The organism is Bradyrhizobium sp. LeoB3 (assembly GCF_055456055.1).
The window spans coordinates 48221-65757 of record NZ_JBVBEF010000001.1 but is presented as its reverse complement, the minus strand read 5'-3'; the positions used below and the strand labels follow the sequence as shown (position 1 = coordinate 65757).

At 63.0% G+C, this 17537-nt stretch carries 9 protein-coding genes; 4 read left to right on the top strand and 5 right to left on the bottom strand.

Translation table 11 applies throughout. The features are described from left to right. Positions 1–28: 28 nt before the first annotated feature. Positions 29–1534 (bottom strand): L-lactate permease, encoded by a 1506-nt coding sequence (locus ACZXDY_RS00255; RefSeq protein WP_464344012.1) that lies wholly within the window; start codon positions 1532–1534, stop codon positions 29–31. Between the two features lie 342 nt (positions 1535–1876). Here ACZXDY_RS00255 and gap point away from each other — a divergent pair, with 342 nt between their 5' ends. Further along, on the top strand, positions 1877–2884 hold the full coding sequence (gene gap, locus ACZXDY_RS00250) for a type I glyceraldehyde-3-phosphate dehydrogenase (RefSeq protein WP_464344011.1): 1008 nt from the start codon (positions 1877–1879) through the stop codon (positions 2882–2884). 296 nt (positions 2885–3180) lie between these two features. Here gap and ACZXDY_RS00245 read toward each other — a convergent pair whose 3' ends face one another. After that, positions 3181–4884 (bottom strand): long-chain-fatty-acid--CoA ligase, encoded by a 1704-nt coding sequence (locus ACZXDY_RS00245; RefSeq protein WP_464344010.1) that lies wholly within the window; start codon positions 4882–4884, stop codon positions 3181–3183. 502 nt (positions 4885–5386) lie between these two features. On the opposite strand from ACZXDY_RS00245, the gene ACZXDY_RS00240 reads away from it, so the two are divergent. Next, positions 5387–6700 carry an acyltransferase family protein gene (locus ACZXDY_RS00240; protein ID WP_464344009.1) on the top strand — a complete coding sequence of 438 codons (1314 nt, stop codon included), beginning with the start codon at positions 5387–5389 and terminating at the stop codon, positions 6698–6700. A 379-nt stretch (positions 6701–7079) separates the two neighbouring features. Here the strand turns inward: ACZXDY_RS00240 and ACZXDY_RS00235 are convergent, their stop codons facing one another. The 3 genes from ACZXDY_RS00235 to ACZXDY_RS00225 form a co-directional block, all read right to left on the bottom strand. Further along, a complete protein-coding gene (locus tag ACZXDY_RS00235) occupies positions 7080–8165 on the bottom strand; it encodes an autotransporter outer membrane beta-barrel domain-containing protein (RefSeq protein WP_464344008.1) in 1086 nt (361 codons plus the stop codon). 76 nt (positions 8166–8241) lie between these two features. Then, positions 8242–13206 (bottom strand): beta strand repeat-containing protein, encoded by a 4965-nt coding sequence (locus tag ACZXDY_RS00230; protein ID WP_464344007.1) that lies wholly within the window; start codon positions 13204–13206, stop codon positions 8242–8244. A 434-nt stretch (positions 13207–13640) separates the two neighbouring features. After that, the gene (locus ACZXDY_RS00225; RefSeq protein ID WP_464344006.1) at positions 13641–15704 is read right to left on the bottom strand and encodes a sensor histidine kinase; all 2064 of its coding nucleotides are present in this window, start codon (positions 15702–15704) and stop codon (positions 13641–13643) included. An 87-nt stretch (positions 15705–15791) separates the two neighbouring features. Here ACZXDY_RS00225 and ACZXDY_RS00220 point away from each other — a divergent pair, with 87 nt between their 5' ends. Then, positions 15792–16553, top strand: a complete 762-nt coding sequence (locus ACZXDY_RS00220; protein WP_464344005.1) for a response regulator transcription factor — start codon at positions 15792–15794, stop codon at positions 16551–16553. Positions 16554–17240: 687 nt separating this feature from the next. Continuing rightward, positions 17241–17534, top strand: a complete 294-nt coding sequence (locus tag ACZXDY_RS00215) for a DUF3551 domain-containing protein (protein WP_155254970.1) — start codon at positions 17241–17243, stop codon at positions 17532–17534. Positions 17535–17537: the final 3 nt, after the last annotated feature.

Genomic DNA, 17537 nt, shown 5'->3' with positions numbered 1-17537 from the left:
GCCATCTGATGGAACAACGCGGCCACTTCTAAAACGGGAACCATCGCGCGAACGTCAGCGCAAGAACGCCTCCGAGCGCAAGGTATCCAAGACAAACTGGTCCCGTCTTCCTCAGAATATCGCCTTCACGTCCTTGCAGGCCGACCGTGGCAGCGCCCGTGATGATGTTGTGCAGCGCCGCACAATTGCCGACGGCAGCTCCGAATCCCTGGGCGGCGATCAGTGCCAACATCGGCAAGCCGAGCCCGGCAGCGGCTGCCTGCTGAAGATCCGTCAGGAGGATGTTGGAGACGGTTGTCGATCCCGTGATGAAGGAGCCGATTGCCCCAACTGAAGGCGCAAGCAGCGGCCACGCCTGACCGGTCCGTGTAGCCGTTTCCGCCAGTGTCTCTATCATGCCCGCATGGACCATCAGTCGCGCTATCGCGAGCATCGAGAATAAGGCAGCGGCGACGGGAACCAGTCGACGGATGGCAGCAGTGACGGCACCGGCCAGATCGGCAATCTTGCATCCCTGCAAGAGCCCGCCGAACAGAAATCCTGCGAGCAGCATGGTCCCGGGATGATAAAGGAGCTCGACGCGTCCGCTGAACGGTCCGGGCAACCCCCATTCGAGCACAATCTGCCGGAGCGGATCGCGGATCTGCGGAACGAGACGCGTCACGAGGATCAAGCCGACCAGCACGGCATATGGTAGAGCAGCAATGGCAAGCGATCTCGCATCCAGAGTTTCAGCTTGCTGCGGATGCATCCGTCTGAGGACAAAAGCAAATGCCAATCCGCCGGCCAGCGCTCCGCCGATCGTCGGCAGCTCTGGTCCTACCCACATGGCCAAGGCCAGGTACGGCAGCAGAAAACAAATAGCGGCGACGATGGCCCATGCCGCGTATTTCACCTGGAATCGCGCTTTGCTCGCGATGAACACGATCGAAAGCACCAGCAATGGCGCCAGGCTGGCATGCAGCAAGGCCGTCGGCGGGGCGATGCTGCTGCCGCTGATGCCTGACACGTCGGCCTGCGCCAAGATCGGAGTGCCGAGCGCGCCAAACGAAGTGCCTGTGACATGACCAATGAGCGGCAAAGCGACCGCCACGACGGGTGTGTAGCCGAGACTGACCAGAAGAGGCGCAGCCAGGGCGATAGGTGTGCCGAACCCCGCCGCTCCTTCCATGAACGACGCAAAGAACCAGGCGATGACGAGGGCAAGCAGGGTCTCGTCCGAGGACAAACTCATCAATCCCCTGCGGATGGCATCGATCGCGCCTGAGCGCTGCTGCAGCTCATAGAGGGACAGAGCCGGCAGGATGATCCACACGATGTCAGCGGCCGAGAAAGCTGCCTCCGCACCGGTTCCGATGAGCACTCCGGCGATGCCCTGCTCAGCGTAGATGCGCGTTCCGAAGCCAAAGAATCCGATTGCGCCAGCCGCGGCCGCCACGAGTCCGACCAGTCCCGCGCTGGCCGCCGACCACCGCAATACGGCCATGAGAAGAACGATCAGAGCGAGTGGGGCGATCGAGACGAAGGCTGCCATTCCGCTTTCCGTGCATTTGATTTGGTTCGCTGCAAGGAACCATCAATCGCGAGCCCGATTAAATGCCATTATACAGGCCATCTCGGATAGCCCACAGTAGAGCCGCAGACGGGCGCCACGCTGATAATCGACCTTGAAGCGTCAGAACTCATACGGCCAGCAGACACGCCTAAAGCGAGTTCCATCATGCCCCGGGGCCAAGTGTCCGGATCAAAAGGAGGCAGGCAGTCGCATAGGGCCGTCCGCACGACAATGCCCACTGTCTGAAATCATCGAAACTAGTATCGTCCCTATCCCGACAGGAAACAGTGTCGGAGCGTAGTGCCAAGAAGGGAGCCGAAAATGACCGTTCGCGTCGCCATCAACGGATTCGGCCGCATCGGCCGTAACATTCTCCGCGCCATCATCGAGGAGGGCCGCAAGGATATCGAGGTGGTCGCTATCAATGATCTCGGGCCCGTGGAGACCAACGCGCACCTTCTACGATATGATTCCGTACACGGCCGCTTCCCGGGGCAAGTCAAGGTCGAAGGCGACGCCATCAGCGTCGGCAACGGCAAAGTCAAGGTCACCGCGATCAAGGATCCCTCGGACCTGCCATGGAAGGACCTGGGCGTTGACATTGCGCTCGAATGCACGGGCGTCTTCAACTCAAAAAGCAAAGCTTCCGCTCATCTCAAAGCAGGTGCAAAGGCCGTCCTTGTCTCGGCGCCGGCCGACGGCGCCGATCTCACGGTGGTTTACGGCGTCAATCACGACGGGCTGTCGAAGGAGCACAAGATCGTCTCCGCCGCCTCATGCACGACCAACTGTCTGGCGCCGGTTGCCAAGGTGCTCAACGATGCGATCGGGATCGAAAGGGGCTTCATGACAACGATCCATGCCTATACTGGCGACCAGCCGACGCTGGATACATTGCACAGAGACTTGTACCGCGCGCGAGCGGCGGCGATGTCGATGATCCCGACATCAACAGGCGCGGCAAAGGCGGTCGGCCTCGTGCTACCGGAACTGAACGGCAAGCTCGACGGTGTCGCCATTCGTGTCCCGGTGCCGAATGTCTCGGTGGTCGATTTCAAATTCGTCGCCAAGAAGGCGACATCGAAGGACGAGGTGAACGCCGCGATCAAGCGCGCCGCCGACCAGCAGCTCAACGGGATTCTCGGCTATACCAACGATCCAAATGTTTCCATCGACTTCAACCACGATCCGCACAGCTCCGTCTTCCACATGGATCAGACGAAGGTCATGGATGGCACGCTGGTACGCGTGATGTCATGGTACGATAACGAGTGGGGATTCTCGTGCCGCATGGCGGATACCGCCGTAGCGATGGGGAAGCTGATCTGAACCGAGACTGAGGGCGGATCGCGGAGCGAAGGTGCCCGACGAGATTGCTCGATATGGGACTGTCCCCATTTCTCGCGGCTCAGGGCCGCGCGTATCGTTTGCAACTCCATTCTCTTCTCAGGATCGATCATCGGGTAAGTGAGGTCGAGTTTCTCCACCGCCTCGACGATGGCGGCAGCAAACACAAGCCGGGTGAACCATTTGTTGTCGGCGGAATGCCCGATGCTGCGCGTCGCGCTACGCACCTGCAACCCCCTGCAGGCGCAGGATCGAAGCTGGCGCTGCCAAACGGGAGGTTAGCCAGGGAAGCCGACGGTAGTGAAGCCTGCCGACTCGTCGCGCAACTGCCGGCGCAAGATCTTGCCGACATTGGTCTTCGGCAGCTCGGTCCTGAACTCCACCAGCCGCGGCACCTTGTAGGGTGTGAGCCGCGTTCGGCAGTAGGCGATCAGGGCCGCTTCGGTGAGGTTTGGATCCTTCTTGACGACGAACAGCTTCACCGCATCGCCGGAGCGCGGATCAGGGATGCCGATCACTCCGCATTCGAGCACTCCCGGGTGGCTCGACACCACCGCCTCGACCTCGCTCGGATAGACCTTGAACCCGGACACCGTGATCATGTCCTTCTTGCGATCGACGATCCGAGTCCGGCCGGTCTCGTCCATGATGCCGATATCGCCAGTGAGGAAGAAGCCGTCGGGAGTAAAGACGTTGGCTGTCTCATCCGGACGGTTCCAGTAGCCCGGCATCACCTGCGGGCCGCGCGCGCAGATCTCGCCCGGCTCCCCAAGCGGCACCTCGTTGTTGTCGTCGTCGCGAATCGAGATGTCCGTTGACGGCATCGGCAGCCCGATGGTGCCGTCCCATTCGGGAGCGGTCGGCGGATTGCAGGTCAAGACCGGCGACGTCTCCGACAGGCCATAACCTTCCCACAGCGGCGAGCCCGTGGTCCTGAACCAACGGTCCGCCACTGATTTCTGCACCGCCATGCCGCCGCCGACAGCGCACTTGAGCATGCTCCAGTCGATCTTGCCGAAATCCGGATGATTGAGCAGCGCGTTGTAAAGCGTGTTCACCGCCGGAAAATGGTTGACCTTGTACTTGGCAAGCTCCTGAATGAGGCTGGGAATATCGCGCGGGTTTGGGATGAGAATGTTTTGGCCGCCGGTACGGACGCTGAGCAGGAAACATGCCGTCAACGCGAAGATGTGATAGAGCGGCAGCGCCGCCATGACGGTCAGACGATCGACCTTCGGCTCGTTCTCCAATACCGGCTTCAGCCATTCGTCGATCTGCAGCATGTTGGCGACGACGTTGCGATGCAACAGCATCGCGCCTTTGGCGATGCCCGTCGTCCCGCCGGTGTATTGCAGGAATGCGAGATCGTCGGATCCGAGCTGCGGCTTGGTCAACGTCATGTTCTTGCCGGCCGCGAGGGCCGCATTGAACGGCGTTGCGCCCGGCAGCGAGTAGGCCGGCACCATCTTCTTCACCCACCGTACCACCAGATTGACGATCGTGCCTTTCATCAAGCCCAGGAGGTCGCCCATGGAGGCAACGACGACGTGTTTAATGCTGGTCTTGTCGATTGCCTGCTGCAGGGCATGCGCGAAGTTCTCAAGCACGATGATGGCTTCGGCGCCGGCATCCTTGAGCTGAGTCTCGAGCTCATGCGCCGTGTACAAGGGGTTGATGTTCACCACGGTGAAGCCGGCACGAAGGACGGCGCAGATCGCCACCGGATACTGCAGCACGTTCGGCATCATGATGGCGACGCGTGCACCCTTCGCGAGGCCTCTGCCCTGCAGCCAGGCCCCGAAAGCGCGCGACATCTCGTCGATCTCGCCGTAGGTCAGCCCCTTGTCCATGCAGATGAAGGCGGTGCGCTCGCGATATTTGGCAAAACTTTCTTCGAGCATCGCAACGAGCGATGCGTATCGCGACGGGTCGATCTCCGCCGAAACCCCCGGCGGGTAGTGCTTGAGCCAGATGCGCTCCATGGCACTCCTCCCGACGGCCGGTAGATACTGCGCCTCGGCCGGTCAGGCCTCTGGAAGTGTCGGCTTTCCATTGGCTATCGGCAAGTGCGGCCAGTGCCTCATTTCCGAAGTTCGTAAAACACGAAAACAATTTTGAGACGAACCTCGGAAGTAACGTGCGTCAACAAATTCATGATTCTAATGCCGTTTTCTGATTTGAAGTTCCTGAACGAGCTTGCGGCAAATGCTGCAGGGAACTTCAAATTGGCGGCATTGGCCCACAATCAGTGGTCCATGCCACCAATTTGACCGTAGTGCTTATTCGGCGATTTCAGGCTTACGGTCCCGCAGCCGCGATGCACTATGCATCCAAGCAGCAAACGTCGAGAGAGCTCCGGACCGTCCGCGTTTGCAACCCGGTTCGATCGAGCTAAGGTCGCGGAGGATGCTCACGAGCGCCAATCAGTTGACTTGCTCATGTTGACTTGGTCACACAGGCTGGACGGCAGGTTGGAGAATGATCATGGCGGCTTGGTCCCGTGCTGCCGAGCTTGCTGACCGGACGCCCGCGTCCCGAAACCGCTACGTCGACTTCCTGCGAGCTATGTCGATGCTGGTGGTGATTGTCGGGCACTGGCTGGCCGCCGCGCCCTATTTCGACGCAACCGACACGTTGAAGACATCCCATATCCTGACGGTCGTTCCTTGGACCGCTTGGCTCACATGGGTCGTGCAGGTCATGCCGATCTTCTTCATGGTCGGCGGATACGCGAACGGCATCAGTTGGCGTGCCGCGCGACGGGACGACAAATCATATGCAGCCTGGCTTGAAGGCCGGTTGCGGCGTCTCGTGTGGCCAATCCTCCCACTGCTCACGGTTTGGGTGGCGATCGTTGCAATTGAGTACGCCCGCGGCGTGCGGCCGGAGCTGATCAGCTATGGCTCGCAGGCTGCGTTCATACCAATCTGGTTCCTCGCGGTGTACATCGGAATTGTTCTGCTCGTGCCGGCCACGGAGGCTGCATGGGCCCGATTTGGTATGGGATCGTTCTGGGCTTTGACAGCCGCTGCAGTTGCTGTCGATGTCATGTACTTTGCCGTCGGTTTGCGCTGGCTTGGCTTCGCGAACTATCTGTTCGTCTGGGGTGCAATCTCCATGCTCGGTTATGCGTGGCTCGACGAGAGATTTTCCGAGCTCAGGACACTGCTAGTCGGCGCCGCTTTGGGCTTTGCCGTGCTACTTTTGCTGGTACACATCGGGCCTTACCCTGTCTCGATGATTGGCGTCCCCGGCGATCCGGTCAGCACCACGACACCGCCGAAGGTCACGCTGATAGCGCTCGCAATCATGCAGGGCGGGTTGCTGCTTGCCGCGCAGGTACCCGCGCGCCGCTGGCTGGCTGGCCGCATAGCGTGGACGGCAACCGTGGCGATGAATGGCAACATCATGACGCTGTTTATCTGGCACTTGACGGCCACCACCCTTGTGATCCTCGCAGCCTATCTCGCCGGCGGCTTCGGTCTACGGCTTGAGCCGGGAAGCTCCGAGTGGTGGAGGTCGCGGTTCCCGTGGCTCGCAGCGAATGCGATGGCGCTTATTCCTCTTGTTATAGCATTCGGACGCTTTGAGCGGCCGCGCGCGACTGCGGGCGCACCGGCGCCCGCGTGGCGCTACGTGCTCGGCGCCCTCCTGACCGGCACCGGCCTTGCGCTGCTTGCGGCGCAGGGAGTTGGTGGATACGGGAGGCTTGGATTGAACGTGTGGGGTCTCGCGCTCGCGCTGATGGGCATCGGCCTTATCGCAAGCAGGATCGGTGCGTCGCGCAGTGTAATCTAACCCTGCGGCAACGCGCAGAACAGATTGTCCGTTTTTCTCGCTCTAATATCCTGTCCTACGACGAGCACGTGATCGGCCTGTGCCAGCGGTTCTGCGCGCTGTATCGAATGGGGTGAAGATACAGAAACAAAACGAGAAGCCGCACGGCAATTTGGCCGTGGCGCGTCCGACCACAAAAACGTCGCGCGAGATCCGCTTTGTTCTCGGCGACCGCTCCCGCAAATTAATAAGACGCCTTCTCGCGATGGTGGGCGCACCAGGGCTCGAACCTGGGACCCGCTGATTAAGCAGTCGCGGATCGACGCCACAGCGGCCTGCCGATATCAGGCTTGGCCCTTCACGTTGGCAGCATCGAGTCCAAATCCCGCCGTGTCGTAATCTAGAACGGTACAGCGAGGCGAAGGCTGGCCTCCTGGCTAATATAGTTCCTGCTGAAACCGGCCGAGTATTCCGTGCGCAGCTCGTAGCCCTTCGTCGAGAAGATCTGCAGCCCCGCGGTAACATTGACCAGCGTTGCGGGAAGCTTCGCCTGGGTGATGAAGCCCGCGTCAGCCGCATTGCCGAAGGTGACGCCGATATCCATGCTGTCCCTGGCGAAGAAAGTCATACCCACCGACGCATAGGGCCGCAGCCAAGCCTGCGGATCGACGTCCAGCCGGCCGCCGATTTCGAGCGATGGGCTCACTGCCACATTCCATTGGCGTGCGGACGAGAAATGAAGGTCCATGCCCCCCATGCCGTGCTCAGTATAGCCCGGCATGGCAGTGTAGAGCAGGTCGAGGTCGGTATAGGGCTTGATGTACCAGTTGGAATAAGCCAGCTCGTAGCTGGCGCGGACGCGGGCGGCGGCCGTCCAAATGTGCGAGGTGCCGTTCGCGAGCCAGACGCTCGGTCCGACGTCGAGAAGCCGTTGCGTCTCGAACGTACCGTAACCCATGTGGCCGGACATCGCGAGCAGCCATGGGCCGATCTGATGCTTCAGCGAGACCGCAACGTCGCCAGCGACGCCGTTCGTCCTCGACAGCCTGTCGCTGTCAGACAGAGCGGACTGCGTCAGGCCGGCGGTCGCGCCAATAAACCAGCCGTCGGCGATCTCGCGCTGCGCGCCGACGCGGTAGGTCTCGGCATTCTGGTGATAGCCGCTCGCATCAGCACTTTCGGTCTGCCTGGTCCAGGCGCCGGTGACACGGGCCCAGCCGCAATCGGTCTCCTGCATCATCGTGCCCGCGCCGGTGAAGATCGGACAACTGAGCGACATCTTGATGGATGTAAGGGCGCCCAGGGTCTGGTTGGACAGCGCGCCAAGCGACTCCTCAGGTGTAATGCTGTCGATCGAGCGGGTATAGTCGTCCACTGAGCTGACATTGGCCAGCTTTCCAAACAGCGATGCATTGGACTGCGAGATCCTGCCGGACTCCCAGGCCCGCTGGAGATAGGCCATGGCGGCATCCTCGCTGGCGGTCATATCCACCCCCTGGGGGGCCCGGATATTCGCGGCGGGGTCGATGAAGATCCGGCTTCCCTCGCGTTGGACAGACCAGTTAAAGGGGCTGAAGTTGCTCATGCGCCCCGGCCGCTTTGAGGTTGTTGGTGGTCCCGCTCACCTCGGCCACGGCGAAACGGCCCGGCATGAGGCCGTCCACGACGTTCACCTTGATGGTGCCGCCAAGCGAGCCCGTCAGCTGTACGAGATCGTTTTTGGCCCCCGCAGGGGTGCGGCTGACATCCACCAGCAACGAGCCGGCCTCGGTCTGTACATAAGTGCCAATGACATTCGCGGTGGCAATGGCATTGATGCCGCCGATATTGAAGGTCCCCTCGTTCCGGAACGTCCCTGCGGCTCCAACATTTACGATCCCACGGGCGGAGCTGGTATAGGTGCCGCCAAGGCGGTTGTTGAATGTGTTGACCTCTCCGATATTGCCGACGGCAAGATTCACGTCGCCGGATAACAACCCCCAGTTGTCCAGCCGGTCCTGGCCGTGGCTGGCCAACACTGCCACGCCCGAGCGGGCGCTGACGTCGGACCCGGCCTGGAACTCGATCGCATTGGCACCGCCGCCATCGATCTGGACCGCAGCACCGGTCCCGGAGCCACCCGCGAGCACGCCCTGGAAGTTGACTCTGATGTCCGAACCCGTGCCGGCCACGACCCGCCCCGCGCCGCCCTGCGCGCCGCTCTGGGCGTAGATGCTGACCGAATTTTCGCCGGTCGTCCTGATCGACCCCTTGAGGTCGATCTCGATCAGACCACCGCCGCGGGTTGCCTTGTTGCGGTTGGTCGTGTCGCCGATCTGCGTCGGCAACACGATCCCCTCGGCCGTGCCGACCGCGCCGCCACCGCCGCCGACGCTCTGCGCGAAGACGCCATGCGCGTTCTTGCCCTGTGTTTGGATCGACATCCTGGCAGCAGTGTTCGCCATCGAAACCAGGATGCCACCGCCGCGTCCGGATGACGGATCCCTCTGGGCCAGGAGATTCGCATAGGTCGCATCCACCGAATTGAGGGCACCGGTATAGCCGCCGCCACCGCCAATGCTCTGCGCGAGGATGCCGACAGAGCCCACGCCCGTCGTCTGGATGCTGCTTCCCGCGCCGAGTTTGACATAAACCTCGGAGCCGTCCCCGAAGCTGTTGGCGGACCCGCCCAGGCGACCGGACACTTTCAGCGTGTTGATGCCGGGCCCCGATCCGTCTGACATGAAACCGCCGCCGCCGCCGATGGACTGCGCGAGGATGCCGAAGGCATTGCCGCCAGTCGTCGTGATGGATCCCGCATGTTCGATTGTCACCGCGGCGGCGTTGCCGTTCGCACCGCCCGTGCCGCCAAGTTGAAGGGTGAGGGTGTCGGTCCCCGGCTTGGCTGCAGCTTTCGCGGATTCGGCTTCCTTGATGGCTTGGTCGACGTCCAGGCCATAACGCTTCAGTGTATCTTTCTCGGCCTGGGTCAGCGCAGTCTTGAGGCTCAGAACCTCGAAGGCATCCATGGAGTTGAGCGCCACGAGGCCGCCACCGCCGCCGATGGACTGGGCGACAATGCCGTGGGATTGCGCGCCGCCGGTGACGATGCTCCCTGCATTGGTGACCTTGACCGCGCCGCCATTTCCACGCGACCCGTTACCGCCGGCCAACAGCGCGGGCCGATCGAGTGAGAAACCCGAACGGTCCACGCCGACGGTCGCCTGCCCGCCACCGCCACCGATGGATTGAGCAAAAATGCCGTACGAGGAGGCCCCCCCTGTGCTGATCTTGCCGTTGAATCCATTGGTCACCGTGACGGCGCCGCCATCGCCGCCCACGCCGCCGCTGCCGCCGCTGGCGATCTTCATGTTCGCGAGGAGCGCACCGCCACCAACCGTGGAGGCGCCGCCATTGCCGCCGCCACCGCCGATCGACTGCGCGAACACCGCCGTGGCCACCTGGCCATTGGTGGAAATCTCATCCCAGTTGGTGACTGTGACGGACTTGCCGTTGCCGCCCGAACCTCCCGTACCTCCCACGGTATCGTTGCCGGCGACGGAGATCGGGAAGGACGGCTTGATACCGTGCTTGGCGGAGAATTTGGGCAGTACCTTCTGGGCGAGCGCCTTGAAGCCGTTTGCGGCGAGCGTCTTGCCAAGCAGAGCCAACGTGGAATCTCCCGCATCGGCAGAGGCCGAGCCTCCGCTGCCGCCACCGCCGCCGACCGACTGCGCCTGGATGCCGTAGGCGCCGTTGCCGTAGGTGGTGATAGCTGTGGCCGCGGTCCCGCCGTTGTTCACGACCACGTCGCCGCCGTCGCTCGCGCCGCCGCCAGTCGCACCGACCGCTACGTTGACCTGCACGTTGTTGGCACTGTGCGCCGTGCCCGCGCCGCCTACGCCGCCGCCGCCGCCGATGCTCTGGGCCAGGATGCCCCTGGCATCAACCCCGCGGGTCGTGATCGCCGTGTTGTTCGTGACCTCGACGAGTCCTCCATTCGACCCGCTGCCACCGGCGCCACCGACGCCCACATTGACCGCCGCGGTGATGCGCGCTGAGTCGCTGGGTTTGGGCTGCGATGAATCCGACCCTGCGGACCTAGCCATCCCGGCGCCGCCATAGCCTCCGCCCCCGCCGGCGCTGAGCGCATGGATCGCGGACGCCGCATAGCCCTGGGTCTCGATCGTTCCATTATTGGTGATCTTGACGGTGCCGCCGGTATTGCCGCTGCCGCCCTTCCCACCGACGGCAACGTTCACGGCGACCGAGAAACCCTTACCGGACGTGGTGCCGGTCACGTCGGCGCTGCCGCCGGCACCGCCGCCACCGCCAATGCTGTAGCCGACAATGCCGATGGACTGATCTCCGGACGTGGTGACTCTGTTGCCACTGACGATGGTTACGGCTCCTCCAGTACCGCCGCCGCCCCCGGTTCCACCGACGCCGACGCCCACGGCCACACCGACAACCGAGGACCCGCTCGCCGTGGCGCTGACGTCGGAAATGCCGCCGTCGCCGCCACCACCACCAATGCTCATGCCCATGATGCCGAAGGCATCATTGCCACTGGTCGACACGGGCCCGGAATTGGTCACGGTGACGGCGCCGCCCTGGCCACCCTTGCCACCCGAGCCGCCGATCGCGACCGCGACCGCGATATTGGGCAGCCGCTTCTCGACTGCCTTGGAATAGGCTGCCGCATACGAGGCGCCGCCATCGCCTCCGCCGCCACCAATGCTCATCGACTCAATGCCATGGGAGCGTACTCCCGAGGTGGAAACGGCCCAGCCGCTGTCGATGAGAACCGTGCCGCCGGAGCCGCCATCGCCGCCCGAACCACCGAGAGCCGTCGCGGACGTGACCAAGGTGCCGCCCACGACGGTGACGGCTTCGCCGCCCGAGCCGCCCCCGCCGCCGATGGATTCCGCGATGATGCCGGCAGCATCGGCACCACGTGTATGAATGCCGCCCAGGAAATAGCCGATGCTGCCCCGACGGCTGTTGACCGTGACGGCGCCGCCATTACCGCCGCCGCCACCGCTGCCGCCCCGTGAGACGCCGAAGCCAAGGCCGAAGGCCGTGGCCTCGCCACCACCTCCACCGCCTCCGCCGATGCTCTGCGCCAGGATGCCGGCTGCGCCTGCGCCATCGGTCCACAGATCGCCGTTGTTGTTGACCGTCACTGCGCCGCCATCGCCGCCCGTTCCGCCGACGCCACCGCTGCTGAGCCAGAGGAATAGACCCGACCCGCCCGCACCGCCTCCACCGACCGGCGGTGCCAGAAGATCGGACTGGAAGGCCTGAACGGCTTTGCCGCCGCCGACCGATTGTGCCACGACCGCGGTAGCGCCTTTGCCCGCCGTGCGGATCTGGTCGGCGACGGTCAGGTCGATGCTACCGCCGCTCCCGGCCACCCCGCCGGCCCCGCCGGATGCCAGACCGTTACCTCCTGCACCACCGGCACCGCCGACCGACTGGGCCACGATGCCGTAGCTGTAGGCCCCTTTGGTGTCGATCCTGCCGGTCTGGAGCGCTATGATGTTGCCGCCATGGCCACCGGCACCGCCCGGCGTTCCGCGTCCGGATACCGCCGCGATGCCGCCCTTCCCGCCGGCGCCGCCGACGCTCTGCAGGAGCACGCCGGGCGCAAATTCCCCCGCCGTCGAGACCGCGCCAGCATTGCTATAAAGAATCGATCTCCTGTCAGAGCCTGCATAGGCGTTGCCCGCGACCCCGCCGCGGGTGTCGTACGCATTGGCCGAATTGGAGCCGTCGCCCCCGATCGACTCCACCACGATCGCCGCTGCGGCCTTGCCGGTCGTAGTGAGTTTGGCGTCTTTGCCGAGCGTCACCGAAACGAGACCGCTGTATCCGCCAGTGCCAGCACGGGGCGTCTGCGGCTCGTCCTCGTCGATCCGGCCGTGATCACCGCCATTGCCCCCGCGGGACATCACATGAAGCGCTCCGACATAGTCCCCCTGGGTGTCGATACCCTTCTGGACGGTCGCCGTGACGTCGCCACCCGCCCCACCCCCACCGGCCGAGGCATAAAGCTCGGACCGACCGTCGAGATCGCCGACAACGCCGGCGCCTCCCTTGCCGCCCCGGGAGTAGATCGACACCAGGGACGTCAGCATGGTCGCCTCCGCCGTGCTGAGCGCCATGCTCGCATTGTGGACGACCGTAACGTTGCCACCGGCTCCGCCGGCCGCGGCCTCCGCATCCCGCTTCAGGCCGTCACCACCTTTGCCGCCCTCGGAGCCGATCACCACCGAGGGTGCGATCGCCTGCCGCCAGATAACCTGGGTTGGATCTTTGTTGAGAATCCAGGAATTATTGATGACGTTGAGAGACGGCCCCGCCTGACCGGAGGTCGCCTGGTACAATGTCTCCCAAATGAAGCCTTCCGTATAGGCGGCACGACCGTTCACCGGCGCAGGGATGACGAACAGGCTGTTGCGCTGTCCGGGATAATAAGTCTGGGCCCCTGCAGGCTGCAGCGCCAGAATGAGCGCCAGCGAGCTGACGCCGGCGCTGAGACTCAAGCGATGCCCGAAAACGAGGGGCCGATGACAAAAATTTTGCCGATAAGCGATCGTCTGCAAGGTCATCTCCGCGGTCGCGAAACCAATAGGGTGTACGAAACCTTCGCGCCGCTGCTTGGAGAGGTCCGTTGCATCTGGCGCGTACGCGGTGGACAGCCGAGTTGTTGAACGAAACCCCCAACGCGGCGCTCGATCGTCTCTCAGGCGAGAAGCTGTCTGCGAGCTTGCAGGAGGTTAAAGCTGCGGGCGTAAGTGCAACAGAAGCGAGTTGGAGCGATTTGTAACGCATTGGAACATGCGGAAACGTCTTGGAACGAAACCTGTTGCCTCGTCGCAACGCCACGAAACTTCTGCAACGGGTGACCGACAGGGCACATGTTCAGCGTGATCAGGAGAGCTGCATCGAACCGCTTCTGAGGCGTCGCGGCGCCGAATCAGGTCGAAGGCAGCGGCACGATGATTCGGATCGTGGTGCCGACACCGACCTTGCTGTCGATCTCAATCGTTCCACCGTGGGCGCCCGCGATGCGGGAGACGAGCGATAGGCCGATGCCCGTGCCCTCGACATGTCGAGCATTGGAGCCGCGCACCGATCGGCGCATGATTCCGACGATCTCGTCGGGCGGGATGCCAATGCCCTTGTCGGTGACAGCGATCACGCCGCTATCTCCCGCGATCGAGCATGAGAGGATCACAGGATCCCCCTTCATGTGGATAGAGAATTTCACCGCATTCTCGAGGAGATTGATGATGGCGATGCCGAGCATCTCTGGATCGGCCATAATCGATGCATGCGCCGCTCGTGGGGCAGCATCCGTCAGAATGTCGGCTTGAAGCAGGTCGTTGGCGCGAGCTGCGCTGGCCAAGACGACCTCCTGCAAGGACGTCCGAACCAGTTGCGGTGAGAAGGACGGCCCCTGCAAGCGGCTGCGCGTCAGGTTCACCTCGAGCGTTTCGATCAGCCGTACGATGCCGCGGCGCACACGCTTGAGGCGGTCGTGATTGGCTTGGTCCTCCACGGGCAAGCTGAGGCCGATGCCGTCGATATTGGAGCGGATCGTGGCGAGCGGCGTGCGATACTGATGCGAGATCACCTCCATGAACCGTACCTGTTGCTCTTGCGACTGCAATTCGGCGCGCAGGGCGTCCTCGGCGATCTTCTTGGCTGCGGCGAGCTCCCGGGTCTTCTCCTCGACCATGGCGACGGCGCGGCGTTCCGCGGCCTGCGCGGCGAGCAGCATCTCGGTGCTCATGGCGGCGTTCATGGCTTCCGCGGAGCGCAGGCGCACCGCCACCGCTCCCGACAGCAACACCATTTGCAGGAGGACCGGCAGCGCATAGGTATGCGCAACCCAGTCTGGCAGCTCCACGAAGCCGGCGCGCTGGACCACCGTTCCCGCCACGCCGAACCAGAGAACCCAGTAGGCTGCGGCGCGCAGCCGCGTGTCGACGCCATTCTCGTTGGCACAGAACAACGCGAGCACCAGGGCGAGCGTCACCAAGATCAAAATGACGACGCCGCCAAACGGCGCGAAGATGAGGTTGGCGTTGCAGCCGACGAAGACGATCCCGATAAAACCCACGCCGGCTCCGGCGAGAAATATCCGGTTCATCCAGGGAAGGCGTTGGGGCAATTCGAGAATGCTGGCCGTGGCGAGCGAGCTGGCCAGCAGCCCGAGCCAGGCCGCACCTCCAGTGAAGTAGTCGTTGCCGTAGCCGCCGTTCGGAAACAGCAGCATGCGGGACAGGCCGAGATTGCCGACATAGACCAGCGTCGCGCCGAGGATGCTGAAGGCGAGCAGCGGATAGGACGGCTTGCGGTCGAAATGAAAGAAGACGAGCTGGATGATCAGCAGGACGGCCATACCGCCGAACCAGGCGCCGGCGACGAGACCTTGGATAGTCACACGGAACGTATGGACCGTGGGAGAGTAGAGCACCGCCGAGAGATTGAGCGACGAATTGACGCTGGCCAGCCGGATATAAACGAGCATCGCGGTATCCGGCTGCAATTGCAGCGGAACCACGTTGTCGAGCCCGGAGAGCGTATCGTCCGCCGAGAAAGGACGATGATCGCCGGTGGCGTAGTGCTTGAAATCGTCGGCAGCGAGGCCGGGACGGTCGGCTGCGACATAGACGTCGACCAGATCGACGAAATTCGGAGTCAGCGACAGGAGGACACGTTGCCACTCCCCCGCTCCCACGCGAATCCTGAGCCACGCTGCATCCGTCGTATAGCCGAGATTGATGCCGTGGCCTGAAATAGGGTGAAACTGCGCGCTCGCCCTCAGCACGTCCCCCAGGTCCAGGGCCCGCGACGGATCGACGAACAATTCCATGTATCCGTCCAGCGGCAACTCGCCGCTCGGCCCGACGATGGCCGTCGGCTGCAGTTCCCGCGCGTCGCCCTCGCGCGCGAAGACGCAGAGGGCGAAGAGACAAACCAGGACAGCAAGGAGGTCGCCAAGGCTGGCGCATCCCTTCGGGCGATCGATCATCGGCAACCATCCCCTCAGGCGTTGTCCACTCGGCGCTGCCGTGTATATGCGATGATTCGAGACGATTGACCTGATTCGTTGCAGCCTATGACGACAAGCTCCCTGTCCCGACAAACCGCTCACCAGCCCAAGTCCGATGGTCAGCCGATTCGCGTCGTTCTCGTGGAGGACGATCATGATCTGCGGCAGGGCTTGGCAGAATACCTGCGGCTCAGCGGGATCACTGTGACCGACCTGTCCTCGGCCATTTCATTTTACAAGGCGTTGCGGACGGACGTGTTCGACATCGCCATTCTCGATGTCAACCTCCCCGATGCGAGCGGCTTCGAGCTTGCGCGCGATCTCTCGGCTGAAAGGCGCCCAGGCATCATCATGCTGACGGCCCGGACCGGCCGCGACGACCGGATCCGAGGCTACGCAGAGGGTGCTGACCTTTATCTGACCAAGCCGGTCGATGGTGAAGAGCTTCTGCTCGCCGTCAGAAATCTTGCTCGCCGCGTCCGCACTGCCGCAGTTACAAAAGCCGAGCGCATCGATGCGCGGCAGCCGGCAGTTTGGCAGATCGAAACTCAGCGCCGTCTTCTCGTCGCCCCCGGAGGCGTGTCATTGCAGCTCTCGGGACGCGAGTTGCTGCTGCTGGAATATCTCGCACAGGCCGAGGGCGCGACGGTCGCCCGGGCCGGGCTTGCCAAGCACCTCGGCTACGGCGAGATGGACGTGGAAAGCCGAAGCCTCGACGCCGTCCTGCGCCGTTTACGGCAAAAGGCGCAGGATTGCAGCATCGAGCTGCCGTTGCTCGTCATTCACGCGGTCGGGATTCGCTTCTCCGCTCCGCTCGTCAGGACCTGAGCAGGCCCGATCTGTTCGAAAGCCCACGTGTCCGATCCGCCGTGGGTAGATGCGCTTTCCGAGAATGCCTGACTTCCGGGTCGACTTCGTCGCCCATAAGGCGGTCAAGAGCCGGATCTCACATCTGAATCTGCGCAGCGGCCAGTCGCACCAAAGCGATCAGCGGATCCGACTGAGAAGTCGAAGCCAGGTTAGGGCGAGCAGGTGACCGCGCCGTGAACAGTTATGCTGACGCGGCCATCATCGCGGTCACCTTTGCTACTATGTGCGGTTCGCGGTGGGCGGTATGAGGAGATTGTTCACCTCTGCAACACGCGATGCACCGCGGCATCTTCGATGGCGACCTTTTTCCAACGCGGCTCCATATTTCATTCGCTGCGGAAATTCCGTAGAGCATTGGTCACACGTGTTCGGAAAAATGGAATCATTCTCGGCCACGGACCACGGGGCGGCGACCACTGGCTGAAATGGCCGCGAAAAACCGGGCCCTAACCCATGCAGTGGAGAAGGCTTTCCCGCCCGTTCGTCGAGCAGGCGCTTGAGGACGCGCACTTGCCATGATGGTCAGGCCGGCCAGTTTCTCGCCCGCGTTTCCAGACTGAACAGCAGTGTAACGACAAGGCGCCGCCGACCGTGGCAAAGTGCATTGTCCAGATCTCAAAGACGAAGTCCGACCGGCTCATCTGAATGAGGATGCGAAAGTTGATGTTGGCGGCAAGTACCATCGCACTCACGTTGAGCATGATGGGCCTGGTCACGCCGGGGAATACCCCGGGGGGACGCGACTGGTGCGCCAAAATGAGAGGAAGCCTCCGTTGCGCGTATGCCACCGAACAACAATGCCGCGCATCCGCCGGCGGAGGAGGCACTTGCGTTCACCGGCCATCGAGCGCTAGGAGACAGTACGCAATCGACCTCCTCACAACGCCGCGCCGCCAACGATGCCAGCCGATCCTGATCGAGGGATTCCAATCCCGATAGGTG

Coding starts and splice junctions, on each gene's coding strand:
- ACZXDY_RS00255 (WP_464344012.1), bottom strand. CDS start 1,534: ATGGCAGCCTTCGTCTCGATCGCCCCACTCGCTCTGATCGTTCTTCTC.
- ACZXDY_RS00220 (WP_464344005.1), top strand. CDS start 15,792: ATGACGACAAGCTCCCTGTCCCGACAAACCGCTCACCAGCCCAAGTCC.
- gap (WP_464344011.1), top strand. CDS start 1,877: ATGACCGTTCGCGTCGCCATCAACGGATTCGGCCGCATCGGCCGTAAC.
- ACZXDY_RS00240 (WP_464344009.1), top strand. CDS start 5,387: ATGGCGGCTTGGTCCCGTGCTGCCGAGCTTGCTGACCGGACGCCCGCG.
- ACZXDY_RS00225 (WP_464344006.1), bottom strand. CDS start 15,704: ATGATCGATCGCCCGAAGGGATGCGCCAGCCTTGGCGACCTCCTTGCT.
- ACZXDY_RS00235 (WP_464344008.1), bottom strand. CDS start 8,165: ATGACCGCCAGCGAGGATGCCGCCATGGCCTATCTCCAGCGGGCCTGG.
- ACZXDY_RS00245 (WP_464344010.1), bottom strand. CDS start 4,884: ATGGAGCGCATCTGGCTCAAGCACTACCCGCCGGGGGTTTCGGCGGAG.
- ACZXDY_RS00215 (WP_155254970.1), top strand. CDS start 17,241: ATGAGGATGCGAAAGTTGATGTTGGCGGCAAGTACCATCGCACTCACG.